Annotated in this window: 22 protein-coding genes and 2 pseudogenes; 14 read left to right on the top strand and 10 right to left on the bottom strand. The window is 72.6% G+C overall.

The features are described from left to right. The first annotated feature begins 19 nt into the window (after nucleotides 1–19). On the top strand, nucleotides 20–1,582 hold the full coding sequence (locus ACFPZI_RS08585) for a cellulase family glycosylhydrolase (protein ID WP_381360380.1): 1,563 nt from the start codon (nucleotides 20–22) through the stop codon (nucleotides 1,580–1,582). A 226-nt stretch (nucleotides 1,583–1,808) separates the two neighbouring features. Here the strand turns inward: ACFPZI_RS08585 and ACFPZI_RS08580 are convergent. Then, a pseudogene (locus ACFPZI_RS08580) lies at nucleotides 1,809–2,201 on the bottom strand (hypothetical protein); the annotation flags it as partial. Between ACFPZI_RS08580 and ACFPZI_RS08575 the strand changes: the two are divergent. Together ACFPZI_RS08575 and ACFPZI_RS08570 are read left to right on the top strand one after the other, a co-directional pair. After that, nucleotides 2,086–2,727, top strand: coding sequence for a Scr1 family TA system antitoxin-like transcriptional regulator (locus ACFPZI_RS08575; RefSeq protein WP_381360377.1), 642 nt, complete (start codon nucleotides 2,086–2,088; stop codon nucleotides 2,725–2,727). The pseudogene ACFPZI_RS08580 and the gene ACFPZI_RS08575 sit on opposite strands and share 116 nt — an antisense overlap. Nucleotides 2,728–2,738: 11 nt before the next feature. Beyond that, nucleotides 2,739–2,918, top strand: coding sequence for a DUF397 domain-containing protein (locus ACFPZI_RS08570; protein WP_381360376.1), 180 nt, complete (start codon nucleotides 2,739–2,741; stop codon nucleotides 2,916–2,918). A gap of 68 nt (nucleotides 2,919–2,986) precedes the next feature. Here the strand turns inward: ACFPZI_RS08570 and serC are convergent, their stop codons facing one another. The 7 genes from serC to ACFPZI_RS08535 all read right to left on the bottom strand — a co-directional run bounded on the left by serC (nucleotide 2,987) and on the right by ACFPZI_RS08535 (nucleotide 10,365). Further along, on the bottom strand, nucleotides 2,987–4,105 hold the full coding sequence (gene serC, locus ACFPZI_RS08565; protein WP_381360373.1) for a phosphoserine transaminase: 1,119 nt from the start codon (nucleotides 4,103–4,105) through the stop codon (nucleotides 2,987–2,989). A 140-nt stretch (nucleotides 4,106–4,245) separates the two neighbouring features. After that, complete coding sequence (locus tag ACFPZI_RS08560) at nucleotides 4,246–5,502, bottom strand: cytochrome P450 family protein (RefSeq protein ID WP_381360370.1); 1,257 nt, start codon at nucleotides 5,500–5,502, stop codon at nucleotides 4,246–4,248. Then, the gene (locus tag ACFPZI_RS08555) at nucleotides 5,499–6,734 is read right to left on the bottom strand and encodes a cytochrome P450 (RefSeq protein WP_381360367.1); all 1,236 of its coding nucleotides are present in this window, start codon (nucleotides 6,732–6,734) and stop codon (nucleotides 5,499–5,501) included. The genes ACFPZI_RS08560 and ACFPZI_RS08555 overlap by 4 nt, the downstream gene beginning before the upstream one ends. Beyond that, nucleotides 6,731–7,348 (bottom strand): GTP-binding protein, encoded by a 618-nt coding sequence (locus ACFPZI_RS08550; RefSeq protein WP_381360364.1) that lies wholly within the window; start codon nucleotides 7,346–7,348, stop codon nucleotides 6,731–6,733. The genes ACFPZI_RS08555 and ACFPZI_RS08550 overlap by 4 nt, the downstream gene beginning before the upstream one ends. Then, nucleotides 7,329–7,676: a DUF742 domain-containing protein gene (locus ACFPZI_RS08545; RefSeq protein ID WP_381360361.1), complete on the bottom strand. Its 348-nt coding sequence runs from the start codon at nucleotides 7,674–7,676 to the stop codon at nucleotides 7,329–7,331. The genes ACFPZI_RS08550 and ACFPZI_RS08545 overlap by 20 nt, the downstream gene beginning before the upstream one ends. After that, nucleotides 7,673–8,080 carry a roadblock/LC7 domain-containing protein gene (locus ACFPZI_RS08540; RefSeq protein ID WP_381360358.1) on the bottom strand — a complete coding sequence of 136 codons (408 nt, stop codon included), beginning with the start codon at nucleotides 8,078–8,080 and terminating at the stop codon, nucleotides 7,673–7,675. The genes ACFPZI_RS08545 and ACFPZI_RS08540 overlap by 4 nt, the downstream gene beginning before the upstream one ends. Then, nucleotides 8,077–10,365 (bottom strand): ATP-binding protein, encoded by a 2,289-nt coding sequence (locus tag ACFPZI_RS08535; protein WP_381360355.1) that lies wholly within the window; start codon nucleotides 10,363–10,365, stop codon nucleotides 8,077–8,079. The genes ACFPZI_RS08540 and ACFPZI_RS08535 overlap by 4 nt, the downstream gene beginning before the upstream one ends. A gap of 562 nt (nucleotides 10,366–10,927) precedes the next feature. Here ACFPZI_RS08535 and ACFPZI_RS08530 point away from each other — a divergent pair. Then, nucleotides 10,928–13,804: an FAD-binding and (Fe-S)-binding domain-containing protein gene (locus tag ACFPZI_RS08530; protein ID WP_381360352.1), complete on the top strand. Its 2,877-nt coding sequence runs from the start codon at nucleotides 10,928–10,930 to the stop codon at nucleotides 13,802–13,804. A 170-nt stretch (nucleotides 13,805–13,974) separates the two neighbouring features. Here the strand turns inward: ACFPZI_RS08530 and ACFPZI_RS08525 are convergent, their stop codons facing one another. Next, nucleotides 13,975–14,427: an NUDIX hydrolase gene (locus ACFPZI_RS08525; protein WP_381360350.1), complete on the bottom strand. Its 453-nt coding sequence runs from the start codon at nucleotides 14,425–14,427 to the stop codon at nucleotides 13,975–13,977. 114 nt (nucleotides 14,428–14,541) lie between these two features. Between ACFPZI_RS08525 and ACFPZI_RS08520 the strand changes: the two genes are divergently transcribed. Continuing rightward, nucleotides 14,542–15,021, top strand: coding sequence for a wHTH domain-containing protein (locus ACFPZI_RS08520; protein WP_381360347.1), 480 nt, complete (start codon nucleotides 14,542–14,544; stop codon nucleotides 15,019–15,021). Nucleotides 15,022–15,085: 64 nt separating this feature from the next. On the opposite strand, the pseudogene ACFPZI_RS08515 reads toward ACFPZI_RS08520, so the two are convergent. Beyond that, nucleotides 15,086–15,232: pseudogene (locus ACFPZI_RS08515) on the bottom strand (NADP-dependent oxidoreductase); the annotation flags it as partial. A 25-nt stretch (nucleotides 15,233–15,257) separates the two neighbouring features. Here ACFPZI_RS08515 and ACFPZI_RS08510 point away from each other — a divergent pair. The 9 genes from ACFPZI_RS08510 (at nucleotide 15,258) to ACFPZI_RS08470 (ending at nucleotide 25,565) form a co-directional block, all read left to right on the top strand. Beyond that, nucleotides 15,258–16,112: a LysR family transcriptional regulator gene (locus ACFPZI_RS08510; protein ID WP_381360344.1), complete on the top strand. Its 855-nt coding sequence runs from the start codon at nucleotides 15,258–15,260 to the stop codon at nucleotides 16,110–16,112. 182 nt (nucleotides 16,113–16,294) lie between these two features. Beyond that, on the top strand, nucleotides 16,295–17,260 hold the full coding sequence (locus tag ACFPZI_RS08505; RefSeq protein ID WP_381360341.1) for an EamA family transporter: 966 nt from the start codon (nucleotides 16,295–16,297) through the stop codon (nucleotides 17,258–17,260). A gap of 122 nt (nucleotides 17,261–17,382) precedes the next feature. Then, a complete protein-coding gene (locus tag ACFPZI_RS08500) occupies nucleotides 17,383–17,745 on the top strand; it encodes a DUF6247 family protein (RefSeq protein WP_381360338.1) in 363 nt (120 codons plus the stop codon). Further along, nucleotides 17,742–18,002, top strand: a complete 261-nt coding sequence (locus ACFPZI_RS08495; protein ID WP_381360335.1) for a hypothetical protein — start codon at nucleotides 17,742–17,744, stop codon at nucleotides 18,000–18,002. The genes ACFPZI_RS08500 and ACFPZI_RS08495 overlap by 4 nt, the downstream gene beginning before the upstream one ends. A 210-nt stretch (nucleotides 18,003–18,212) precedes the next feature. Further along, nucleotides 18,213–19,028, top strand: coding sequence for a TIGR03084 family metal-binding protein (locus ACFPZI_RS08490; protein WP_381360332.1), 816 nt, complete (start codon nucleotides 18,213–18,215; stop codon nucleotides 19,026–19,028). Beyond that, nucleotides 19,025–20,713 (top strand): acyclic terpene utilization AtuA family protein, encoded by a 1,689-nt coding sequence (locus tag ACFPZI_RS08485; protein ID WP_381360329.1) that lies wholly within the window; start codon nucleotides 19,025–19,027, stop codon nucleotides 20,711–20,713. The genes ACFPZI_RS08490 and ACFPZI_RS08485 overlap by 4 nt, the downstream gene beginning before the upstream one ends. Then, complete coding sequence (locus ACFPZI_RS08480) at nucleotides 20,710–22,308, top strand: acyl-CoA carboxylase subunit beta (RefSeq protein ID WP_381360326.1); 1,599 nt, start codon at nucleotides 20,710–20,712, stop codon at nucleotides 22,306–22,308. Before ACFPZI_RS08485 ends, ACFPZI_RS08480 begins: the two co-directional genes overlap by 4 nt. Before the next feature lie 10 nt (nucleotides 22,309–22,318). Further along, the gene (locus tag ACFPZI_RS08475; RefSeq protein WP_381360628.1) at nucleotides 22,319–24,166 is read left to right on the top strand and encodes an acetyl/propionyl/methylcrotonyl-CoA carboxylase subunit alpha; all 1,848 of its coding nucleotides are present in this window, start codon (nucleotides 22,319–22,321) and stop codon (nucleotides 24,164–24,166) included. 187 nt (nucleotides 24,167–24,353) lie between these two features. Then, entirely contained in the window at nucleotides 24,354–25,565 is a 1,212-nt protein-coding gene (locus tag ACFPZI_RS08470) for an acyl-CoA dehydrogenase family protein (RefSeq protein WP_381360323.1), read from the top strand. The last annotated feature ends 92 nt before the right edge of the window (nucleotides 25,566–25,657 follow it).

Below are 25,657 nucleotides of genomic sequence, written 5' to 3'. Positions count from 1 at the left end.
TCCGAGAGGAAGCAGCGACATGTTCCGCAGCTTGCGAAGAGCGGTGTGCGTGGCCGTGACGGCGTTCCTGCTGCCGCTGGCGGGTGTGCAGCCGGCCGGTGCGGCGGAGCCGGGCGACAGTGCGGCCCGTGCGGCGGCCGGTACCGCGACGACCCGCGCGGCGGCGGCCGGTGAAGGGTACTGGCACACCAGCGGCCGGAAGATCCTGGACGCGGCGGGGCAGCCCGTGCGGATCGCCGGGATCAACTGGTTCGGCTTCGAGACCGATGTCCGGGTGGCCCACGGCCTGTGGGCCCGCGACTACAAGGGCATGCTCGACCAGATCAAGTCCCTCGGCTACAACACCCTCCGCGTCCCCTACAGCGACGACATCCTCAAGCCGGGCGCCATGCCCGGCAGCATCAACCACGACGGCATCAACACCGATCTGCGGGGCCTGACCTCGCTCCAGGTGCTGGACAGGATCGTGGCGTACGCGGGGCAGAAGGGCCTGAAGGTCGTGCTCGACCGGCACCGCCCCGACGCGGCCGCGCAGTCCGCGCTCTGGTACACCTCGGCGGTCCCGGAGTCGACCTGGATCACCAACCTCAAGGCGCTCGCTGCCCGTTACCTGGGCAATGCGACCGTCATCGGCATCGACCCGCACAACGAGCCTCACGACCCCGCCTGCTGGGGCTGCGGCGACACGGCGCGGGACTGGCGGCTGGCCGCCGAGCGGGCCGGCAACGCGGTGCTGTCCGTCAACCCCGACCTGCTGGTCTTCGTCGAGGGCGTGCAGTCGCACAACGGGGTCAACGGTTGGTGGGGCGGCAACCTGATGGGCGTCGCCCAGTATCCGGTCCGCCTGGCCGTGCCGAACCGGCTCGTCTACTCCGCGCACGACTACGCCACCAGCGTGGGCCGACAGCCCTGGTTCGAGGACCCGTCGTTCCCCGCCAACATGTCCGGGATCTGGGACAAGTACTGGGGCTACATCTTCAAGCAGGACATCGCCCCGGTCTGGCTCGGCGAGTTCGGTACGACGCTCCAGTCGGGCGTGGACCAGCGGTGGCTGTCCGCACTGGTGTCGTATCTGCGGTCCACGTCGGGGCACGGGGCCGACAGCTTCCACTGGACGTTCTGGTCCTGGAACCCCAACTCCGGTGACACCGGCGGCATCCTGAAGGACGACTGGACGACCGTGGACACGGTGAAGGACGGCTACCTCGCGGACATCAAGGCGCCGGGATTCGCGGCGGGAGACCCCGGCGGACCGGGAGACCCGGGCGGCCCCGGTGACACGGCCAAGTGCACCGCCGCCTACACCGTCAGCAGTGACTGGGGCGGCGGCTTCAACGCCGACGTGAAGGTCACCAACACCGGGACCGTGCCGCTGAAGTCCTGGAAGGTGACGTGGACCTGGAGCGGCACCCAGCGGGTCACCAGTATGTGGAACGCCTCGTACACCCAGTCCGGGGCGACCGTCACCGCCGTCAACGCCGCGCACAACGGCGCAGTTCCGACGGGCGGTTCGGCGAGTCTCGGCTTCGGAGGCGCACCCGGCGGCGGGAGCGCGCCGAGCGTGAGCTGCACGGCGACGTGAGTGATGTGTGATCAGGGGCCCGGCGCAGTGGCGGATGCTGCTGGTCGATTCGGCCTGGCGTTCCGGGCTCCGCGAGCCCGTACCGCCGGAGCCGGGTACTCCGGCCGCGACCGTGACACATTCCCGGAAAGTGTCACGCTCGGCGGACTCATGCCCCAGGTCCGCCGGATGCGCCCACAGCGTCCAGTGACCTGCCGGGCCCCCGCCGGCGTACGGGCCACGCGGCTCAGGCCAGGGGGCACCGGAGTTCCAGGTGCCTGTGGCCCGGGAGGCAGGTCACCAGGGCCAGGGAAAGGAAGGAGGGGCGTTTGAGGTAGAAACCCAGTGATACGTTCCCGCCCGATCCGATGCGCCGGGCGGCGGAGGCGACGAGGGCGGTAAGGTGCCGGCCGTCGCGCTGCGCCTCACTCGCGAACCGGGGGGCGAACTCGGTCAGCCGCTCGGCGAGCTACGCCACCGCCTCCGAGGGGGCCGGCCATGTGCCCCGTACCAAGGAGCGCGGTTTGACGAGCCAGTACGCCGTTTCCAGCGGGGGCAGATCCGACGTCGGGAACTCCGCGGCCACCTCGCGGTACCGCTGGACCAGTTCCGGTCGGCTCTCGGCCGGAGGCGGCTCGGGAGGACTGTTGCAGACCCTGGCCTACGCGGAAGAGGTCATCGCAGGCGGTCCCAACCGGCTTGACCCTGAGCAGGTCGCCCGGCTGGTGGGGGTGCGGAGGCGGCGGCAAGAGAAGATCGCGGAGGGCAGGGCCCGGTACACCGCTGTCATCTGGGAAGCGGTCGTCATGTACCCCCTGGTGGGTGCGGACGTTCACCGAAAGCAGTTGTCGGCGCTCCTTGAAGCCGGGGAACGCGAGAACATCACCGTGCAGGTTCTGCCGTTCAGTGCTGGAACACTGGCGGCTGCCGCCTCGGCTTTCTCTGCCTTCAGCTTCGATGCGGAGTCGGCGATCGAGGCGGTGACCATGGACGACCTGATGAGTACGTCTGTTATCGAGTCTCCGGACGACCTGGCTGTTTACGCGAGTTCGTACGAACTCCTACGATCGACGGCACTGGCACTGGCACTGGCACTGGCACTGGCACTGGCACTGGCACCGGACGCGAGCGCGAAGCTCGTCCGAGACGTACTGCAGAGCATCTAGGGGAGCCGATCGTGAGCGAAATAGTGGGCCTCTTCCGGAAGTCGTCGTACTCCAGTCAGCAGGGCGAATGCGTGGAGATCGCCGACACGGCCGACCACGGCCGAGCCGTCCGCGACAGCAAGCAGTGCAACGGCCCTCTGCTCACCGTCTCCCGAGAGGGCTGGCAGGCGTTCCTGCGTCAGTTCGCGTAGGCACCGCACGCACGAAAGGGCGCCCGGGGTGATCCGCCGGGCGCCCTTCGTCGTCGTGCGGGTGATGCCTACAGCTGCCCGATGACGTAGTCCACGCACTTCGTCAGGGCCTCGACGTCCGCCGGGTCGATCGCCGGGAACATCGCGACCCGGAGCTGGTTGCGGCCGAGCTTGCGGTAGGGCTCGGTGTCGACGATGCCGTTGGCGCGCAGCACCTTGGCGACCGCGGCGGCGTCGACCTCGTCCGTGAAGTCGATGGTGCCGATGACCTGGGAGCGCTTCGCCGGGTCGGTGACGAACGGGGTCGCGAACTTCGACTCCTCGGCCCAGCCGTACAGGCGGGACGACGAGTCCTTGGTGCGGCCGGTGGCGAAGTCGAGGCCGCCCTGGCCGTTGAGCCACTTCAGCTGCTCGTTCAGCAGGAACACGGTGGCGAGGGCCGGGGTGTTGTACGTCTGGTTCTTGCGGGAGTTGTCGATCGCCGTGGGCAGGCTGAAGAACTCCGGGATGTGGCGGCCGGAGGCGTGGACGCGCTCGGCGCGCTCGATCGCGGCCGGGGAGAACACGCCGATCCACAGGCCGCCGTCGGAGGCGAAGGACTTCTGCGGGGCGAAGTAGTAGACGTCCGTCTCGGCGATGTCGACGGGCAGGCCGCCGGCGCCGCTCGTCGCGTCCACGAGGACCAGGGCACCCTCGTCGGCGCCGGGCACCCGCTTGATCGGCATGGCGACGCCGGTGGAGGTCTCGTTGTGCGTGAAGGCGTAGACGTCCACACCGGCCTCGGCGGTCGCCTCGGGGTGCGTGCCCGGGTCGGCGGAGACGACGGTCGGCTCGGCGAGCCACGGGGCGAGCTTGGCGGCCTTGGCGAACTTGGAGCTGAACTCGCCGAAGGTGAGGTGCTGCGACTTGTTCTCGATCAGGCCGTGGGTCGCGATGTCCCAGAAGGCGGTGGAGCCGCCGTTGCCGAGGACGACCTCGTAGCCCTCGGGGAGCTGGAACAGCTCGCCGATGCCCTCGCGCACCTCGCCGACCAGGTTCTTCACCGGGGCCTGGCGGTGGGAGGTGCCCAGCAGGGACGTGCCGGTCGCGGCCAGCGCGTCCAGCGCTTCCGTCCGCACCTTGGAGGGGCCCGCACCGAAACGACCGTCGGCGGGCTTGATGTCAGCAGGAATCCGGATCTCAGCCACGAGACGGGAGCCTAGCGGCTCCGGGAAACCCGGGCGAAACATCGTCCGTCGGCTGAGACGGGTGTCGCACCACCACGGACGTGTGCGGGGCGGGTGCGGGAGAACGGTCCACCGTCCTCCCGCACCCGCCCCGGCCCCGGTCAGCCGCCGAGCTTCACCGGCAGCTCGTACAGGTCGTTCTGCGTGACCACCGGCTTGTTGCGCAGTTCGTCCGCCGGGACCGCCAGGTCCAGCTTCGGGAAGCGCGCGTACAGGGCGGGCAGGGCCACGCCCGCCTCCAGGCGGGACAGGGCCGCGCCGGGGCACACGTGCGGGCCGTGGCCGAAGGAGATGTGCCGGTTGGCACTCTCGCGGGTGATGTCGAAGTCGACGGCGCTCGGACCGTGCGCCTGCTCGTCCCGGCCGATCGCGGCGTACGACACGATCAGCGCCTCCCCGGCCGGGAGGACGGTGTCGCCGACCGGTACGTCCTCGGTGGCGAACCGGATCAGCACGTGGGAGGTGGGCGTGGAGTGCCGCAGCGTCTCCTCGACCACCGCCGACCAGTCCACCTTGCCGGACAGCACCAGCGCCCGCTGCTCGGGGTGGAGGGAGAGGCCGACCACCGCGTTGACGATGAGCGAGATCGTCGTCTCGTGACCGGCCGCGATCATCAACTGGAGGGTGGAGACGATCTCCTGGTCGGTGAGCCGGTCGCCGTCCTCGGACGCCTGGATCAGCGCGGACGTCAGGTCGTCGCCGGGGTTCTCCCGCTTGCGCGCGACCGTCTCGGCCATGATCTGCGCCAGCTCGGTCAGCGTGGCGATGACCTCCTCGGGCGGGGTCTGCGTCGAGAAGAACTTCTCGAACAGCTCCTTCAGCCGCGGCAGCCGCTCCTCCGCGAGCCCCATCAGGTCGGCGACCACGTACATCGGCAGCGGGTAGGCGAACAGGGCCTTCAGGTCGACCGTTTCGCCCTGCGCCTCGGCCACCCGGTCCAGCAGGCCCTCGGTCAGCTCCGTGATGCGCTCACGCATCCGCTCCACCCGGCGCACGGTGAGCGCCTGGGCGACCAGGGTGCGCAGGCGACGGTGGTCGGCGCCGTCCACGGTCAGCATGGAGCGGCCCGGGTTGGCCAGTCCGATCAGTGCCCAGTCGGGGGCGATCTCGCCGCGCTGCCAGGCGCCCCAGACGTTGATGTCCTTCACCACGCGGGGGTCGGTGAGCAGCTTCTTGGCCTCGGCGTGGTGCGTGACCGCCCATACCGGCACATCGCCCGGCAGGACCACGCGTGCGAGCGGGCCCGCGGCGCGCAGCGCCGCGCTCTCCGCGTCCAGGTCGGAGACGAACGGGTCCAGGGGGATCGGGTTCCCCTCGGTGCCGGGCGCGGGTGTCCGTGTGTCCGTACCAGCCGTCATGTGAGGGAGCCTCCAAGGGCGGGAGTGGGTGTGAAAGTGACCGGAAGTTCGGACATGCCGCGCAGCCACGGCGACGGGCGGCGGGACAGGGACGGGGCCGGCACCGCCAGGTCGATGTCCGGCAGGCGGTCCAGGACGACCTCGATGCCGGTCCGTGCGATCACCTCGGCGATCTCCTGCGCCGGGAACGGGCAGCGGTGCTCCCCGTGGCCGAAGGAGAAGTGCGCGCTGTTGCCGCCGGTCAGGGCCGAGCTGTCGGTCCGCACCTGGGGATCGGAGTTGGCGCCCTGGAGGCCGAGGAGCAGCATGTCTCCGGCGCGGACGCGGCACCCGCCGAGCTGGGTGTCGCGGGAGGCCCAGCGGCCGGCCACGTTCTGGGTGGGAGTGTCCTCCCACAGCACCTCGTTCATCGCCTCGGCGACGCTGTTGCGGCCGCCGAACAGGGAAGCGGCGAACCGCTTGTCCGTCAGCATCAGGTGCAGGGAGTTGCCGATCCAGTCGGCGGTCGGCTGGTGTCCGGCCGCCAGCATCACCATCAGGTCCTGGACGATCTCCTCGTCGGTGAACCCGGAGGTGTCGGCGAGCATCCGTGACGCCACGTCGTCGGCGGGCGCCTTCCTGCGCGCGGTGACCAGTTCGGTCATCGACGTGAACAGGTGGGTCTGGCCGGCCAGCGCCCGCTCCCGCCCGTCGATCATGTCGTTGAGGGCGGTGACGAGCGCCGGCCCCTGCTCGTCGGAGAAGCCGTAGAGCCGGGCCAGCACGCGTACGGGCAGCAGCGTCGCGAACTCGTTGATGATGTCGGCCGCGCCCCGGGGGCAGATGCCGTCGATCAGTTCGTCGGCGAACTTCTCGGCGTAGCCGCGCAGTTCGAACGGATCGACCGCCTCCAGCGCGTCGACCAGCATCCCGGCCCGCTCGCGGTGCCGCTCGCCGACCGTGTAGAGGATCGACGGCTGCTTGCGGCCGATCATCGGCAGCAGCGGCCAGTCGTCGGGGATGTTCTCCCACTGGTTCCACAGGTCGGAGTCGCGGCTGAACAGCACCGGGTCCCCGGTGATCTGGTGCAGTTCGCGGTAGCCGACCACCAGCCAGGCCGGTACGTCGCCGTCCAGCAGCACCGGGACCACGCTGCCGTGGTCGCGCCGCATCTCCCGGTACACCCCGGCCGGGTCGTCCTGGAGCAGGGGGCCGCTGAAGTGGACGGGGTGGGGAGCGGAAGCAGGGCTCACACCAGCTCCTGACGGGAGGCTCGGGCCTGGTCGGCGTAGAGGGTCTGGATGTGCTCCACCAGCGTGATCAGCACCAGCTTGCTGGACTCCCGGGACCGCGCGTCACAGGTGACCAGCGGGACGTGCGGATCGAGGTCGAGGGCCTCGCGGATCTGTTCCGGCGCGAAGGCGGGGCCGCCGAAGTCGTTGCAGGCCACGATGAACGGCGTGCCGTGCTTCTCCAGCCGGTCGATGGCGTACCAGGAGTCGTCGATGCGCCGGGTGTCGACCAGGACGACCGCGCCCAGGGTGCCGGAGAACAGCCGGTCCCACAGGAACCAGAAGCGCTCCTGGCCGGGCGCCCCGAACAGGTACAGCACGTTGCGGCTGTCCAGGGTGATGCGGCCGAAGTCGAAGGCCACGGTCGTCGCGGTCTTGCCGTGCACCCCGCTGAGGTCGTCGACGGCCTCGCCGGCCTGGGTCATCGTCTCCTCGGTGTTGAGGGGACGTATCTCGCTCACCGAGCGGACCATCGTCGTCTTGCCGGCGCCGAAGCCGCCCACGACCACGATCTTGAGGCCGTTGTCGGCCGACGCGCCCAGTGGTGTACGCGTGTCAGAGGTTGCGGAGTCCAACGAGCACCTGCTCCAGGATGTCGGGGTCGGGTACGGCGGCCTTGCGCGGGTGCCGGGCGCTGACGCGGCCCGACGCCTGGAGGTCGGCGAGCAGGATGCGGGTGATGCTCACCGGCAGTTTCAGCTCGGCCGCGATCTCCACGACCGCCGTGGGTCGTTCGGTCAGCCGCAGGATCGCGGCGTGCTCGGACTGCATGCCGGGCACCGGATCGCACTCGGCGACGACCAGGGTGACCAGGTCGAAGGGGTTGTCGGGCCCGGACCGGCTGCGTCCGCCGGTGAGGGTGTAGAGGCGGTCCGGGGAGTCGTCCCTGCCCGGCCTGCTCATGCGGAGCGCGGCGGAGCGGTCAGGTGCTCCCCGATCTGCTCCACGAGCTCGCTCATGTTGTGCCCGATGAGCCCTGCGTCGGCGTCCTCACTGGTGACCACGGCCAGATGCGCGCCCTGGCCGGCCTCCACGATGAACAGCACGCCGCCGTAGAACTCGGTCATCGCCGAGCGGACGCCTCCGCTGCCGTCGCCGAACTCCACGGACGCGCCGTGCGACAGCGACTGGATGCCCGCGGCGATCGCGGCGAGCTGGTCGGCCTGGTCGGCGGAGAGTTCGGGGGTGCGGCACAGTTTCAGGCCGTCCCTGGACAGCACGAGCGCGTGCCGCGCGCCCGGGGTGCGCTCCAGCAGGCCCTCTATCAGCCAGGTGAGCTTCTCGTCGGCGGTCGTCGTGCCGGTCATGAGGTGGTGTCGCCTTCCGGTGTTGCGGGGGTGGGGGTGGAGGTGATCGCTTCGGCGTCCCCGTTCGGGGTGCCTCCGGCGCCTGCGGCCGTGTCTGCGGTCGCGTCGGTGGCCGTGTCTGGGGCCGTGTCCGTTGTGGGGTCTGTGGCCGGTTCCGTCGCGGTGGCGCGTACGGCCTGGCGGAAGCTGCTGAAGCGGGCCGTGCGGGCCTTCGTCTCCTCGGCGGTGGGCGGAGCCTTGGGCGGGGCGTCGGCACGGCTTGTGCCGTGGGTGCGCTCGGCCTCGGCCAGGGTCCGGCCGCGGCGGCGGCGGGGGAGGTTCAGCGAGGGCGTGTCCGTGCCCCGGCCGGCGGAATCGTGCGCGGGCACCGGATCGGGGTCGGGGCCGTCGGCTCCGGCGCGGGACGTCGAGTGGCCCGTGGCGCTTGCCGTGGGCGCCGTACGGGAGGGGGTGCGGGTGGCCGGGTTCCGTGGCGCAGGGATCGTGCCGGACGGGATGCCGCGGCTCGGCTCCGGGGCCGTACTGCCGGTCGTGCTCTCGGCCGGGTGGGCCGCCGGTGCGTCGGCCGGACGGTTGTCGCGACGGCGGGGCAGGGTCGGGCCCGACGACTCGTCCGGCGCCGTCGTCGGTGCTGTCGCCGGAGTCTTCCCGGACGTCTTCCCGGACGGCACGGTCTCTCCGGCCGATGCGGACCGTGCCGGTGGCGTGGTGGGAGCCGTCGGCGCGGCCGGGAGCGACGAGGAGAGGGAGGACGGTGCGGCGGCGACGGCGGACGGCGTCCTGGGAGCGTCCGGCGGTACGAGGATGTCCTGCGGGACGAGTATGAGGACGCCCGTGCCGCCGCGGGCCGAGGGACGGTACGAGACCCGGAGTCCGTACCGTCGGGCCAGCCGGCCCACCACGGCGAGTCCGAGCCGTGTGCCGGTGAGGCCCCCGAGCCCGGTGGTCTCGCCGGAGACCGCCCGCTCGGCGCGCCGCAGTTGGGCCTCGCCCATGACGAGCCCGCTGTCCTCGACGGACACGATGACCCCGGCCGGCACTTCCTCGACGTAGACATGCACTTCGGCGGTCGGTGGCGAGAAGTTGGCCGCGTTGTCGAGGAGTTCGGCGACCGCGTGCATCACGCCCTCGGCGGCGTGCCCGGCGACGGCGATGTCGCTCGCGGAGTGGACGCGGACGCGCTGATAGCCGCTGATCCGGCCCATGGCGCCGCGCAGGATCGACTCCATGCCGATCGGCCGGGCCCAACGACGGCCCGAACGGGCGCCGGTGAGGACGGCGACGGAGTCGGCGAGCCTGCCCGCCTGTGCGGTGCGGTGGTCGAGGTGGAGGAGATCCGCGAGGACCTCCTCGTCGTGATGCTTGTCCTCCATCGCGCGCAGGTCCGCGAGCATGCCGGTGGACAGGGCCTGCATCCGGCCGGCGACGTTGGCGGTCGCGGAGAGCGCCGCGGAGCGGGCGCTGTTGGCCTCGCGCAGCCGGACGGCCAGCCGGGCGTTCTCGTCGATGTGCCGGTCCCGGTCCCGGGACAGCCGGTCCCGTTCCTCGCTCAGCCGGTCGCGCACCTGGCCGAGCCGGTCGCGCTCGGCGGTGCGCTCCTGGACCAACGCAGCGGTGTGGGCGGCGTGTTCCTCGTCGCGCCGGCGCAGTTCCGCGGCGTGCTCGTCGGCGAGCCGCGAGAGTGCGGCGGTGTGCTCGTCGGTGAGCCGGGCGAGCGAGGCCGTGTGGCCGTCCGTGAGGCGGGCGATCTCGGCGGTGTGCTGCTCGGTGAGCCGGGACCGCTCGGCGGTGTGCTCGTCGGTGAGCCGCGCCCGCTCGACGGTGTGCCCCTGCGTCAACCGTTGGGTGGTGATGAGGTGTTGTTCGTCGAGGCGATCGCGTTCCGCGGCCAGGGACTGGGCGAGGTGGGCCCGCTCCTGGTCCAGCTCGGCCGACAGGCGGGCCCGTTCCCGGGTGAGTTCGCCGGTCAGCCGCTCGTGCTGGCGGCGGGCCTCCTCCGCCTGCCGGGTGCGTTCCTGGATCAGCCGGTCGACGTCCACGTTGGCCGTCTCCAGCCGCACGCGGAGCGCTCGCGCGGACAGGACGGCGTGGGTGGCCCAGGTGACGGCCGCACACAGCAGCAGGGCCGCCACCGTCCCGGTCACCCCGACGGCGCCGCGTGCGGGTTCCGGTCCCAGCAGCACCGCGGCGACGACCCCGACCGCGGCGAGCACCGCGGTGATCAGGGGGGCGGGCAACAGGCTGCGGGGGGTGGGGCGGTTGCCGGGGAGCAGGGGGGAGGTCATCAATCAGGTCCTCGGTCGGTCCTCGGTCGGGTCCGCCCGGGTGCCGTCGTCCCTGCGGCGCTCGGGCGGTTCGATGGGGTCGCCGGACCCGGTTCCGGGGTCGCCTTGGGAACGAGGTCCGACAACTGCGCGCAACTCGCGCTCACTATATGAGAGTTTGTGATCAGCTTGGGAAGATTCAGGTTCCGTTTTTCGGGAGGTGGGCCAACCTGGAGGGGAATGGACCCCAGGGCGGTCCCAGGGCGGGCGTGCGGCGGGACGTGTGGCGGTTCCGCGGCGGGAGGTGCGGTGGTTTCAGCCGGTCCTGCGGCGGTTCCGCGGCGGGAGGTGCGGTGGTTTCAGCCGGTCCTGCGGCGGTTCCACGGTGGGTGTGGCGGTTCCGCGGCGGGGCGTGCGGTGGTTTCAGCCGGTCCTGCGGCGGTTCCACGGTGGGTGTGGTGGTCCTACGGCGGGGCGTGTGGCGGTTCCAGCCGGTCCCGTGGCGGTACCCCTCGCCGCGGGTGCCGTGCGGGGAGGTGCGCCCTCGTCGGTGCTCCGCCCGTCCCCGAGGCATCCTGAAAGCATGACGGATCTGCGGGAACTGCGGGCAGGGCTGCGCGCGGCCGTGCGCGGCGAGGTGGACTTCGGCACCACCGCGCGGGCGCTGACGACCATGGACGCCTCCAATTACCGCCGGGTGCCGCTCGGCGTGGTGGCTCCCCGGGACGCCGACGACGTGGTGGCGGCGCTGTCGGTCTGCCGGACGTACGGCGTCCCCGTGGTGCCGCGCGGTGGCGGCACGTCGATCGCGGGGCAGGCCACCGGCACCGGTGTGGTGCTCGACTTCACCCGGCACATGAACCGCCTGCTCTCCCTCGACCCTCGGACCCGCACGGCCGTCGTGCAGCCCGGTCTCGTCCTCGACCGGCTCCAGGAAGCTGCCGCCCCGCACGGACTGCGCTTCGGCCCCGACCCCTCCACCCACAGCCGCTGCACCCTCGGCGGCATGATCGGCAACAACTCCTGCGGCTCCCACTCCGTCGCCTGGGGCACCACGGCGGACAGCGTGCGGCACCTGTCGGTCGTCACCCCGCGCGGCGAGCGGCTGCTGCTGGGGCGGGCATGGGCCGGGGCCCCGGCGGGACTGCGGGAGCTGGCCGAGGGCGAACTCGCCCGCCTGCGCACCGGCTTCCCCGAGCTGCCCCGCCGTATCTCCGGATACGCCCTGGACGCCCTGCTGCCCGAGAAGGGCGCCGACGTCGCCCGCTCCTTCTGCGGCTCGGAGGGCACGCTGGGCGTGCTGACGGAGGCGGTGGTCCGGCTCGTCGAGGCGCCCCGCGCGCGTGCGCTCGCCGTGCTGGCCTACGCCGACGAGAGCGGGGCCGCCGAGGCCGCGGCCGGGCTGCTGGAGCACCGCCCGCTGACCGTGGAGGGCATGGCGGCCGACCTGGTGCCGTCCGCGGTGGACCTCCCGCGCGGGGGAGCCTGGCTGTTCGTGGAGACCGGCGGGGAGACGGAAGGGGAGGCACGCGCGCGTGCGGAGACGATCGTCCGCGCGGCGGACGTCGTGGACGCCCTGGTGGTCACCGACCCGGGCCGGCAGCGGACGCTGTGGCGGATCCGGGAGGACGCGAGCGGCACGGCGACCCGGATGACGGACGGCACCGAGGCCTGGCCCGGCTGGGAGGACTGCGCGGTACCGCCCGCCCGGCTCGGCGCGTACCTGCGGGACTTCCGGGGCCTGCTGGCCGCCCACGGACTGCGCGGCGCCCCGTACGGGCACTTCGGGGACGGCTGCATCCACGTCCGGATCGACTTCGACCTGCTGACCGGTCCGGGTGTCGCCCGCTTCCGCCACTTCTCCGAGGAACTGGCCGGCCTGGTCGTGGCGCACGGCGGATCGCTCTCCGGCGAACACGGCGACGGGCAGGCGCGCGCCGAACTGCTGCCGCGCATGTACGGCCCGGACATGGTGGCCCTCTTCGAGCGGGTGAAGGGCGTCTGGGACCCGGACGACCTGCTCAACCCGGGGATGCTGGTGCGCCCCGCGCCCCTGGACGCGAACCTCCGCTTCTCCGTCCTGCCGAGGGAGCCGGTGGACGTGGCCTTCGGCTACCCGTCCGACGGCGGTGACTTCTCGGCGGCGGTCCGCCGTTGCGTGGGCGTCGCCAAGTGCCGTACGACGTCGGTGTCGGGGCCGGCGGTGATGTGCCCCTCCTTCCGGGCGACGGGCGAGGAAGAACACTCCACGCGCGGGCGCGCCCGTCTGCTGCACGAGATGCTCGCCGGCGAGCTGGTGACCGACGGCTGGCGGTCCACGGAGGTACGGGACGCCCTGGACCTGTGCCTGTCCTGCAAGGGCTGCCGTTCGGACTGCCCGGTCGGGGTCGACATGGCCACCTACAAGGCGGAGTTCCTCCACCACCACTACGCCGGCCGCCGCCGCCCCGCCGCCCACTACGCGATGGGACGGCTGCCGGTGTGGCTGGGCTGGGTGGCGCGGACGAGGTCGGCGGGGGTGGTCAACGGACTGGCCTCGGTGGGCCCGCTCGCCCGGGTGGCGAAGCGGCTGGGCGGGATCGCGCGGGAGCGGGAGATCCCGCGGGTCGCGGGGGAGACGTTCACGCGGTGGTGGCGGGGACGGCGAACCGCCGTGCCCTCCGGTGACGGTGACCTGGTGATCCTGTGGCCGGACACCTTCACCGAGCACCTCTCGCCCTCCGTGGGCCGGGCGGCCGTACGGGTCCTGGAGGCGGCGGGCCTGCGGGTGGCCCTGCCGCCGACGCTGCGACTGGACGGGCGCCCGGTGGGGGACGGCCGCTCACGGTCGGCGGCACGGTTGCTGACGGCCCGTCGGGGCCGGGTCTGCTGCGGCCTCACGTACCTCTCGACGGGCCAGCTCGACCACGCCCGTGCGGTGCTGCGCCGCACCCTCGACCTGATGGAACCGGTACTGGCCACCGACGTCCCGGTCGTCGTCCTCGAACCGAGCTGCGCGGCGGCCCTGCGCACGGACGCGCCGGAGCTGCTGCACGACGACCCCCGCGCGGCGCTCCTGGCTGCCCGCGTGCGCACCTTCGCGGAGACCCTGCAGCAGTACGCGCCCCACTGGACCCCGCCCGCCCTGGACCTTCCGGTGACCGGCCAGACCCACTGCCACCAGCACGCGGTCCTCGGCGACACGGCCGACCGCGGGCTGCGTGCCGCGGCGGGTCTCACCGGCGAACTGAGCGGCGGCTGCTGCGGCCTCGCGGGCAACTTCGGCTTCGAGAAGGGCCACTACGAGGTGTCCACGGCCTGTGCGGAGGACCAGCTCCTGCCGGCGGTGCGGGAGGCACCAAAGGACGCGGTGGTCCTGGCCGACGGCTTCTCCTGCCGGACGCAGCTGGAGCAACTGGCGGGGGTGCGGGGCAGGCACCTGGCGGAGGTGCTGGCTCAGGCCCTGGACGGACAAGCGTGAGCAGATACCGCCCTGTTGTCCTCGACCCGCTCGAATGAGCCGCCGCAGCCGCTGCGACGATTCGTTCCCCTCCGGAACCCCGTTCTGCGGGGGAGGGGCAGGGGCGGGTCGGTCCGTGAAGATCGTCCGGTGGTCCGCCGGGCATTCGGCAAGGCGGAAGCACGCGTGGTTCACGGCACGGTCTCGCCCCGTACCAGCGGCCCGCACACCGGCTGGATGTCCTCGGGGAGGTCGTCCGGGCGGCACCAGCGGGCCTCCAGGATCTCGAAGGGGTCGATGCGCAGCTCGCCGCCCAGCAGGCGGGCCTCGTAGGCCACTTCCAGGCGGGTGCGGAAACCGCTGTTCAGCATGACGAGGCGGCCCACCTCCACGTCGAGGCCGGTCTCCTCCTTGACCTCGCGCACCACGGTGTGCCGGAAGTCCTCATCCTTGTGCGCGAAGCCGCTCGGCAGGCCCCACTGACGGCCCGGTGGCCACATCCGGTGCCGGAGCAGCAGGACCCGCCCCTCGTCGTCGCGTACGACGCCGGTCACACCGACCACGAACTTGGCGTTCAGGAACCACATGACGCGGCTCTGAACGGGGCGCAGAAGTCGCCAGAGACGGGCAATGAGTCGTCGCACGGGGCCTCGGGAGGTAGGAGCGGGGCGGACAAGGGGTTCCCTGGTGGGGACGGTACCCGTCCCGGTGCCCGCCCCTCGCCCGTCGACACCTCCGACACCTTTCACGTCCTCCTCGTGGCGAAGATCCTCGGCCGCACCCCGAAGGAGATCAACGACCGCTGCGGGGAGCTCGGTTACGGCGAGCGACAGCTGCCCGACGCGGGCGGTTTCGAAGAGGAGGACATCCTCCTGCTCAGCGAGGGCCTGGATGCCCGCGGGCCCTGGCTCCACTGGGGAAGGACCCCATCGTTGAAGCACGTGCTGCGTGCCGCGCGGGCCACCGGCCGCAGCCCCCAGGAGAGCGGGGAACGCCTGACACTGCTCGGCCACGAGGTCCACGTGCCGCCCGTGCTCGACGTGCGCGGCAGTGATCTGCTGGAGGCCATGCCCCAGCTCGGCAAGTCGATGGACATCGCGGAGATCCTGGCCGTGGCGAGCAGGACGGGCAGGAGTCCGGCCGAGGTGGCCGCCCGCCTGCGCGAGCCGGGCATCGAGGTCCCGGACCTCGCCCACCCGACCCGGCGCCCCGCTCCCACCCCGCCCCGGCTTTCCTGACGGCGGCAGGTGCCCGGGACAGCACGCTCCCCGGCACCTGCCGCGTGAGGGCCGCTCACCGCAGTCAGGGCTGCTCACTCGCCCCCCGCACGATGATCTTGTCGGTGTTCTCGCCGCGCAGCATTCCCAGGAACGCGTCCACGATGTGCTCGAACCCGTCGACCACCGTCTCGTCCGGGGCGAGCCGGCCGCTCTGCAGATGCGGCACCGCGAGCGCCCCGCACGAGCTGCGCGTCGTGGTGGCGGTCGCGGACACCGGCGGCTTCTCCGCCGCGGCCGGCGCACTCGGTCTGACCCAGTCCGCGGTCTCCCACTCGGTGCGCGGCAGCGAGCGCAAGATCGGTGCTGTCCTCTTCGAACGAGGCCGCACCGGCGCCCGCCCCACCCCCGCGGGAGAGAGGGCCGTCGCGTACGCCCGCCGCGTGCTCCGTCTGCTGGACGTCCTGACCGCCGAGGCGCGCGGCGCGGCCCGGCCCGGCCCGGCGGAGGGGCCGCTGCGGATCGCGGCCTTCCGCAGCGCGGCTCTCCACCTGCTGCCGCCCGTCCTGCGGCGGCTGCGCGCCCGGCATCCCGGAATCGAGCCACGGGTGCGGATCGTACGCGAGGTGGGGCGCGGTACCGCGGGCGAAGTGGCCGACGGGAAAGCCGACATGGGCATCACCACGCTGGGCGGCTCCGTGCCGCTTCCGCCGGGGCTGGTCGCCGGCGGACTCCTGGAGGAGCCGTATGCCCTGGTGCACGCGGCGGGCCAGGCCGACCCGCGCTCGCTGCCGCTGGTCGACTGGGTCGAGAACTGCGGCTCGTACACCCGCGACTGGTGGGCCGCGCAGGACTGGATCCCGATGGCGACCGTCGAGGCCGAGGACGACGGAGCGGTGCTCTCCTTGGTGGGCGGAGGCCACGGAATGGCGATCATGCCCGCGCTCTCCTTGGTCGGAGCGCCGGACTCGGTCGAGATCACCGATCTCGGACCCGGGCGTCCGACCCGCCGGGTCGGCTATGTCACCACCAGCGAACTGGCCGGGTCCGCCGTCGTGCGCGCCTTGGTGAGGGAGTTGCGGGCCGAGGTCCCCCAGGGGGCGGGTCCGTAGGCCGGTCCGGGTGACGGACGGAGTTGACCGTGGCGGGGCGGGGGCCGCATGGTCAGGTATGTAAAAGCTCCACGGTCCTGACCCGGTCCACTGGTCGGGACCGGGCAGTGCCTCCGGACGCACCCTCCGCGAAGGCCGGCTCCCGCGCCCCGCTCCCGCACGACACATGTCTGGAAGGCCCCGTGACCACCCCCAGTGCCGCCACCACGTCCAACCCGGCCGCCGCCGCTCCTTCGACAGGCCGGGGCCATGCGTCCGCGCCGACGGGCGCCCCGCGCGGGCGCGGCTCCCTGGGGCCGGTCGGCCTGGTGCTCGCCGGGGGGATCTCCGTGCAGTTCGGCGGGGCGCTCGCGGTGACGCTGATGCCGCGGGCCGGTGCGCTCGGGGTCGTGACGCTGCGGCTGATGGTGGCCGCGATCGTGCTGCTCGTGGTGTGCCGGCCCCGGCTGCGCGGGCACTCGCGCGCCGACTGGACCACGGTGATCGCCTTCGGTGTCGCCATGGCCGGGATGAACGGCCTCTTCTACCAGTCCGTCGCCCGCATCCCCCTCGGTACGGCGGTCACCCTGGAGGTTCTCGGCCCGCTCGCCCTCTCCGTCCTGGCCTCCCGGCGCGCGATCAACTTCGTCTGGGCCGGACTCGCCCTCGCCGGCGTCTTCCTGCTCGGTGGCGGAGGCTTCGGCAGCCTCGATCCCCTGGGTGTCGTCTTCGCCCTGGGGGCGGGAGTCATGTGGGCGGCCTACATCATCTTCAGCGCGCGGACGGGCCGCCGCTTCCCGCAGGCCGACGGGCTCGCCCTCGCCATGGCGGTGGCGGCGCTGCTGTTCCTGCCGCTGGGCATCGCCGAGTCCGGCACGAAGCTCATCGATCCCACGATCCTCGCCCTGGGCGCGGCGGTCGCGGTGCTCTCCTCCGTCCTCCCGTACACCCTGGAACTCCTCGCCCTGCGCAGGCTGCCCGCCTCCACGTTCGCCGTCCTCATGAGCCTGGAACCCGCGATCGCCGCGGCCGCCGGCTTCCTCATCCTCAGCCAGGCCCTCACCCTCACCCAGGCCGCCGCCATCGCCCTGGTCATCGTGGCGAGCATGGGGGCGGTACGGACACAGGTGGGGCGGGGGCGCGCGAAGGTGCCGGGGGGCGAGTCCTGACGGTTACGGCGACGGGGAGGGGAGAGGCGGTATTAGAGTCCCTTCCGTATCTCGAATCAACAACCAGTCGTTCTCCGGAGGGTGACTGGCTCGTCCGCCGAGGACACGGAGGGAACAGCGACATGAGCGTGCAGCACACCGAGACCGCCGGTGACCGACCGCTGATTCCTCGTCCCGAGCGCACGCCGGGCGCCCTCCGGGCCGCCTGTGCGGTCGTCGCGCCCGGCCTTCTGGCCGCGTACGACCAGGCGAAGGACCAAGCGCCGGCCGAAGCGGTGGAGCACGGATCGCTCAAGCCGGTCCACGCCTATCTCAGCCACTGGGCTGCCCTCATCGAAATCGAGCGTCATCCGGCTGCGGCGAAGGACTACCACCGCGCCGAGTACCTGGCCGGGATCGCGACCACGGTGGAAGAGGCACGCGGCCATCTGGCCACGGCGAGTTCCCTGTACCGCGAGGCGGCCAGGGCGGTGCTGGCCGGGTGACCTGGGGCTGGGAGTACGTACCCGACGAGGAGACCGTGGCGTCGGGAGCCCCGGCGGCGTTTCTGGCCGAGGTGGCGAAGACGGCCGATGAACTGGTCGGGGCGGCGGAAGCCCTGCATCTCCACGGCCCCGCGTACGAGGGGATGGACGAGGGGGCGAAGCACGCTTTCGTCGCCGGCGGCTTCTTCGTGTACATGGTCACGTCACGCTCGGAGCTCGTCGCCATCTGGCAGGTCACGCCCGATCCGGTGGCATGACCGCCGGGCGATGGACGCCTCCCTTCCCTGATTGCTCATGGATTGCTCATGGTGCCGGCCTCCCGGGCCGGCCACGGGTGCCCGCGCCCGACGGCGGGACAGGTCCCGCCCCAATTCATGCAAGCATGCTTGATTGTTTCTGGTGCCGCTGCCATGCTCCGGGAATCCGCGCCGCACACCGCCGTGCCCGTGCCCCGAGGGGAGCGCCTCGTGTCCGATCCGCTGTCCGTGATCGACGATCTGCGTGAGGAGAGCGAGGAGGTCGACCGGCTCGTGGCCGGGCTCGAGCCCGAGGAGTGGGGGCTCGCGACGCCCGCCGCCGGGTGGAGCGTCGCCCATCAGATCGCGCACCTCGCCTGGACCGACCATTCGGCACTGCTCGCCGTCACGGACCCGGAAGGCTTCCATCGGCTGGTGGAACAGGCGCTCGCCGCCCCGCACACCTTCGTCGACGAGGGCGCCGAGGAGTACGCGCGGCTCGCGCCCGCCGAGCTGCTCGCGCGGTGGCGCGAGGGGCGGGCGGCGCTGGAGAAGGGGCTGCGCTCCGCGCCCCCCGGCATGCGCTTTCCCTGGTACGGGCCGCCCATGTCGGCGGCCTCCATGGCGACGGCCCGGCTCATGGAGACCTGGGCCCACGGGCTCGACCTCGCGGACACGATCGGTGTGTTGCGGCCACCCACCGACCGGCTGAGGCATGTGGCCTGGCTCGGGGTGCGGACCCGGGACTTCGCCTACGGCGTGCAGGGGCTCACCCCGCCCGACGGCCCCTTCCGCGTCGAACTCGTCGCGCCGGGGGGTGAGCTGTGGGGGTACGGTCCCGTCGACGCCCCGCAGCGCGTCAGCGGGCCCGCGCTCGACTTCTGCCTCCTGGTCACCCAGCGCGCCCACCGCGCCGATCTCGCCCTCACCGCCGAGGGGCCCGACGCCGACCGCTGGCTCGACATCGCCCAGGCCTTCGCCGGGCCGCCCGGCGGCGGACGTCCCCCCAAGGGGGAGGGCGAGGACGGCGAGGGGAACACCCCGTGACGGCGGCCCTGCGGATCGGCAACGCCTCCGGCTTCTACGGGGACCGCTTCGACGCCCTGCGCGAGATGCTCGCCGACGGTGAACTCGACGTCCTCACCGGCGACTACCTCGCCGAGCTGACCATGCTCATCCTCGCCCGCGACCGGCTGGGGGACCCCTCCGCCGGGTACGCCCGCACCTTCCTGCGGCAACTGGAGGAGTGCCTCGGCCTCGCCCACGAGCGGGGGGTGCGCATCGTCGCCAACGCCGGAGGGCTCAACCCGGGAGGGCTCGCCGGTGCCGTGCGGGAGCTGGCCGGGCGGCTCGGCATCCCGGTGCGGGTCGCGCACGTCGAGGGCGACGACCTCACCGCCCGGCATCCGGGGAGCCTCGCCGCGCACGCCTACCTCGGCGGCTTCGGCATCGCGGCCTGTCTGCGCGAGGGCGCCGACGTCGTCGTGACCGGGCGGGTCACCGACGCCGCCCTGGTCACCGGTCCGGCCGCCGCGCACTTCGGATGGGCGCCGACCGATTACGACCGGCTCGCGGGGGCCGTCGTCGCCGGGCACGTGCTGGAGTGCGGAACCCAGGCCACCGGTGGCAACTACGCCTTCTTCGGCGAGCGGCCCCCCGGCGACCTCCTGCGGCCCGGCTTCCCGCTCGCCGAGCTGCGTGAGGACGGCAGCAGCGTCATCACCAAGCACCCCGGCACCGGCGGCTTCGTCGATGTCGGCACCGTCACCGCACAGCTGCTCTACGAGACCGGCGGCGCCCGGTACGCCGGGCCGGACGTCACCGCCCGGCTCGACCGTGTGCGGATCGGCCAGGACGGGCCCGACCGGGTACGCGTCGAAGGAGCCGAAGGAGAGGCGCCGCCGCCCACGCTCAAGGTCGGGCGGAGCCGGCTCGGCGGATTCCGCAACGAGGTCGTGTTCGTCCTCACCGGCCTCGACATCGAGGCCAAGGCGGACCTGGTGAAGGAGCAGATGACCGGCGCGCTCGCCAAGTCGCCGCCCGCCGAGGTGCGCTGGGACCTCGTGCGGACCGACCGGCCCGACGCCGGTACGGAGGAGACCGCGAGTGCGCTGCTGCGGCTCGTCGTACGGGACCCGGAGCAGGAGGCGGTCGGGCGGGCGTTGAGCGGGGCCGCCATCGAGCTGGCGCTGGCCAGTTACCCCGGATTCCATGTGGCGGCCCCACCGGGGAAGGGCGCCCCGTATGGGGTGTTCGAGGATGTGTACGTCCCCCATGGTTCCGTCGACCATGTGGCCGTCCTCCATGACGGCCGTCGCATCCCGGTGGGCCGGCCCCCCGCCACCGCCGTACTCGCGGACGTGCCGGAGCCGGAGCTGCCACACCCCCTGGCCCCCGGCCCGGCCCGACGCGCCCCCCTCGGCCTGATCGCCGGCGCCCGCAGCGGGGACAAGGGCGGGAACGCCAACGTCGGGGTGTGGGCGCGGGACGACGACGCCTGGCGGTGGCTCGCGCACGAGCTGACCGTCGGGCGGTTGCGCGAACTGATCCCCGAGGCCGCCGGCCTGCCCGTCACCCGGCACGTACTGCCCCGCCTGCGCGCCCTGAACTTCGTCGTCGAGGGCATCCTCGGCGAGGGCGTCGCCGCGCAGGCCCGTTTCGACCCGCAGGCCAAAGCGCTCGGCGAATGGCTGCGCTCCCGCCATCTGGACATCCCGGAGGTCCTCCTGTGACGGTCCTCGCATCCGCCCTGGACACGGCGGGACCCGACTACCGGGCCCACCGCGAGGCCATGCTCGGCAAGCTCGCCGCACTCGACACCGAACACGCCAAGGCCCTGGCGGGCGGCGGCGGGAAGTACGTCGACCGGCACCGCGGACGCGGCAAGCTGCTCGCGCGCGAACGCATCGAACTGCTCCTCGACCCCGACACCCCGTTCCTGGAGCTGTCCCCGCTGGCCGCCTGGGGCAGCGAGTACACGACCGGCGCCTCCCTGGTCACCGGGATCGGTGTCGTCGAGGGCGTGGAGTGCCTGATCACGGCCAACGACCCGACGGTGCGCGGCGGCGCCAGCAACCCGTGGAGCCTGAAGAAGGCCCTGAGAGCGAACGACATCGCGCTCGCCAACCGGCTGCCGGTCATCAGCCTGGTGGAGTCCGGCGGCGCCGACCTGCCCTCGCAGAAGGAGATCTTCATCCCCGGCGGGGCGATCTTCCGGGACCTGACCAGGCTGTCGGCGGCCGGCATCCCGACCGTCGCCGTCGTCTTCGGCAACTCCACCGCCGGGGGCGCGTACATCCCCGGCATGTCCGACCACGTGATCATGGTCAAGGAGCGGGCGAAGGTGTTTCTCGGCGGTCCGCCGCTGGTGAAGATGGCCACCGGGGAGGAGAGCGACGACGAGTCCCTGGGCGGCGCCGGGATGCACGCGCGCGTGTCGGGCCTCGCCGACCACTTCGCCGTCGACGAACCGGACGCCCTGCGCCAGGCCCGGCGGGTCGTGGCCCGCCTCAACCACCGCAAGGCGTACCCCGACCCCGGGCCGGCCGAGCCGCCCACGTACGACCAGGACGAGCTCCTGGGCATCGTCCCCGGCGACCTGAAGATCCCCTTCGACCCGCGCGAGGTGATCGCCCGGATCGTCGACGGCTCCGACTTCGACGAGTTCAAACCGCTCTACGGGACCAGCCTGACCACCGGCTGGGCCGCCCTGCACGGCTATCCCGTGGGCATCCTCGCGAACGCCCAAGGGGTGCTGTTCAGCGAGGAGTCGCAGAAGGCCGCCCAGTTCATCCAGCTCGCCAACCAGCGCGACATCCCGCTGCTCTTCCTGCACAACACCACCGGCTACATGGTCGGCAAGGAGTACGAGCAGGGCGGCATCATCAAGCACGGCGCCATGATGATCAACGCGGTCAGCAACTCGAAGGTCCCCCACCTGTCGGTCCTCATGGGCGCCTCGTACGGCGCCGGGCACTACGGCATGTGCGGGCGGGCGTACGACCCGCGGTTCCTGTTCGCCTGGCCCGGCGCCAAGTCCGCCGTCATGGGCCCGCAGCAGCTCGCCGGGGTGCTGTCCATCGTCGCCCGGCAGTCGGCGGCGGCGAAGGGCCGGCCCTACGACGACGAGGCGGACGCGGCGCTGCGCGCCATGGTCGAGCAGCAGATCGAGTCCGAGTCGCTGCCCATGTTCCTGTCCGGGCGGCTGTACGACGACGGCGTCATCGACCCGCGCGACACCCGCACCGTCCTCGGCCTGTGCCTGTCGGCCGTCCACACGGCGCCCTACGAGGGCGTGCGCGGTGGCTTCGGCGTCTTCCGGATGTGAGGGGATCATGGTGATCAGTACTGTCCTCGTCGCCAACCGGGGCGAAATCGCCTGCCGGATCGCCCGCACCTGCGGTGAACTGGGCATCCGGACGGTGGCCGTGCACTCGGACGCCGACGAGAACGCGCTGCACGCGCGCGTGGCGGACGCGTCCGTACGCCTTCCGGGGGCGGCGCCCGCCGACACGTATCTGCGCGGCGACCTCGTCGTGAAGGCCGCGCTCGCGGCCGGCGCGGACGCCGTGCACCCCGGCTACGGCTTCCTCTCCGAGAACGCCGACTTCGCGCGCGCCGTCCAGGACGCCGGCCTGGTGTGGATCGGGCCGCCCCCCGAGGCGATCGAGGCGATGGCGTCCAAGACGCGCGCCAAGGAACTCATGGGCGTCGCGCCCCTGCGCGAGGTCACCGAGGCCGACCTGCCGGTGCTGGTGAAGGCGGCCGCGGGCGGCGGCGGGCGCGGCATGCGCGTCGTACGCGGCCTCGCCGACCTGGACGCCGAACTGGCCGCCGCGCGCGCGGAGGCCGCGAGCGCCTTCGGAGACGGCGAGGTGTTCGTCGAGCCGTATGTGGAGGGCGGGCGCCATGTGGAGGTGCAGGTCCTCGCCGACACGCACGGCACGGTGTGGGCGCTCGGCACCCGGGACTGCTCCCTTCAGCGCCGCCACCAGAAGGTGATCGAGGAGTCCCCGGCACCCGCCCTGACCGGGGAACTCACCGCGGAACTCCACGCGCTCGCCGTGCGCGCCGCCCGCGCGGTCGGCTACACGGGTGCCGGAACCGTCGAGTTCCTCGTGGCCGGGGGCAGGGCGCACTTCCTGGAGATGAACACCCGGCTGCAAGTGGAACACCCGGTCACGGAGGCCGTGTTCGGCCTCGACCTCGTCGCCGAACAGATCCGCGTCGCCGAGGGCCACACCCTCGAGAACGACCCGCCACGCGCGCGTGGGCACGCCGTGGAGGCCCGCCTGTACGCCGAGGACCCCGCCCATGACTGGGCGCCGCAGACCGGCCGCCTGCACCGCCTCGCCGTCCCCGGAGGGGTCCGCCTGGACACCGGATTCGCCGACGGCGACGACATCGGCGTCCACTACGACCCGATGATCGCCAAGGTCGTCGCCCACGCGCCCACCCGCGCGGAGGCGGTCCGCAAGCTGGCGTCCGCCCTGGAGCGGGCGGTGGTCCACGGTCCCGTCACCAACCGGGACCTGCTCGTCCGCTCCCTGCGGCACCCGGAGTTCGTGGAAGGCCGCATGGACACCGGCTTCTACGACCGGCACCTGCCCGCGCTGACCGAACCGGCCCCCGACCCGTACGCCCCGCTCGCCGCCGCCCTCGCCGACGCCCACGGCCGCTCCCGGTTCGGCGGCTGGCGCAACCTGCCCTCGCAGCCGCAGGTCAAGCGGTACGCCCTGGCCGGCGAGGAGCACGAGGCGCGCTACCGGCACACCCGGGACGGGCTCGCCGCCGACGAGGTCCAGGTGGTGCGCGCCGAGGCCGGGCTCGTCGTCCTCGACGTGGACGGCGTCCGGCACCGGTTCGAGGTCGGCCGGCACGGCGACCGGGTGTGGGTCAACGGCACCGCCCTCACCGTCCTGCCCCGCTTCCCCGACCCCACCGCCCAGCTCGCGCCGGGTTCCCTGCTGGCCCCGATGCCGGGCACGGTCGTACGGGTCGCGGACGGACTGGCCGCAGGCGCCTCCGTACGGGCCGGAGACCCCCTGCTCTGGCTGGAGGCGATGAAGATGCAGCACAGGATCTCCGCGCCGGTCACCGGAACGCTGAGCGCCCTGCACGCGACCGAGGGACAGCAGGTGGAGGTCGGCGCCCTCCTGGCCGTCGTGGACCCGGACACCCCCTGACCGCCCTCGCACGCGCAACCGCACGCCCGCACGCCCGCCGAACGCCCGTGAGCTCGCAGACCGTACGTCTGCAAGTCCGCGAGCCCGTAAGCCCGTACGTCCGTAAGCCCGTACGTCCGAACGCGCGTAAGACCGAACGCCCTCAGGTCCGTACATCCTCAGGCCCGCAAGCCCCTAGGAGCGCTGAATGTCCCCGGTCATCGAATCCGAAGAGCACAAGGCCCTCCGCGCGGCCGTCTCCGCCCTCGGCAACCGCTACGGCCGCGCCTACTTCACCCGGACCGTCGACGAAGGCGTGCCCGCCGCCGAACTCTGGGCGGACGCCGGCAAGCTCGGCTACCTCGGCGTCAACCTGCCGGAGGAGTACGGCGGTGGCGGCGGCGGTATCGCCGAGCTGTCCATCGTCCTGGAGGAACTGGGCGCCGCCGGCTGCCCGCTCCTGCTGCTCGTCGTCTCGCCCGCCATCTGCGGCACCGTCATCGCCCGCTTCGGCACCGAGGAGCAGAAGCGGGCGTGGCTGCCGGGCCTCGCCGACGGCACCCGCACCATGGCGTTTGGCATCACCGAACCCGACGCCGGTTCCAACGCGCACCGCATCACGACCACCGCGCGCCGCGACCCCGACACCGGGGACTGGCTGCTCACCGGCCGCAAGGTGTTCGTCTCCTGCGTCGACATCGCCGACGCCACCCTCATCGTCGGCCGCACCGAGACCGTGTCCGCCGAAGAGGGCCGCACCGGGCGGCTCAAGCCGGTCCTGTTCATCGTTCCGCGCGACACCGAGGGGTTCCAGCGGCGGCGGATCGACATGGAGCTCAGTGCCGCCGAGAAGCAGTTCGAGCTGACCCTCGACGACGTACGGCTGCCCGCCGACGCCCTCGTCGGTGGGGGCACCTCCCACGCTTTCGGCAGTGGAGGAGAGGACGCGGGCCTGCTCCAGCTGTTCGCCGGGCTCAACCCCGAGCGGATCATGACGGCCGCCTTCGCGATCGGCATGGGCCGCTACGCCCTCGCCAAGGCCGTCGAGTACGCGCGGGAACGCACGGTGTGGAAGGCGCCCATCGGCGCGCACCAGGCCATCGCGCACCCTCTCGCGCAGGCGCACATCGAACTCGAACTGGCCCGCCTGATGATGCAGAAGGCCGCCCATCTCTACGACGCCGGCGACGACGTGGGCGCGGGCGAGGCCGCCAACATGGCCAAGTACGCCGCCGCCGAGGCCTGTGTGAAGGCTGTCGACCAGGCCGTGCACACCCTCGGCGGGAACGGTCTCACGCGCGAGTTCGGCCTCGCCTCACTGGTGACGGCCGCGCGGGTGTCCCGGATCGCCCCGGTGAGCCGGGAGATGATCCTGAACTACGTCTCCCACCAGACCCTGGGCCTGCCCAAGTCGTACTGAGCGGTGGGGGCCTTCACCGAGTAGGGCCAGTAGGGCCGAGCAGCGCCGAGCAGTGCTGAAACCGGCAGTAACCAGTAGTCCTGAGAGGCGTC

The organism is Streptomyces chlorus, assembly GCF_042655885.1.
Lineage (GTDB): Bacteria > Actinomycetota > Actinomycetes > Streptomycetales > Streptomycetaceae > Streptomyces > Streptomyces chlorus.
This window is presented reverse-complemented; position numbering and strand designations above follow the sequence as displayed.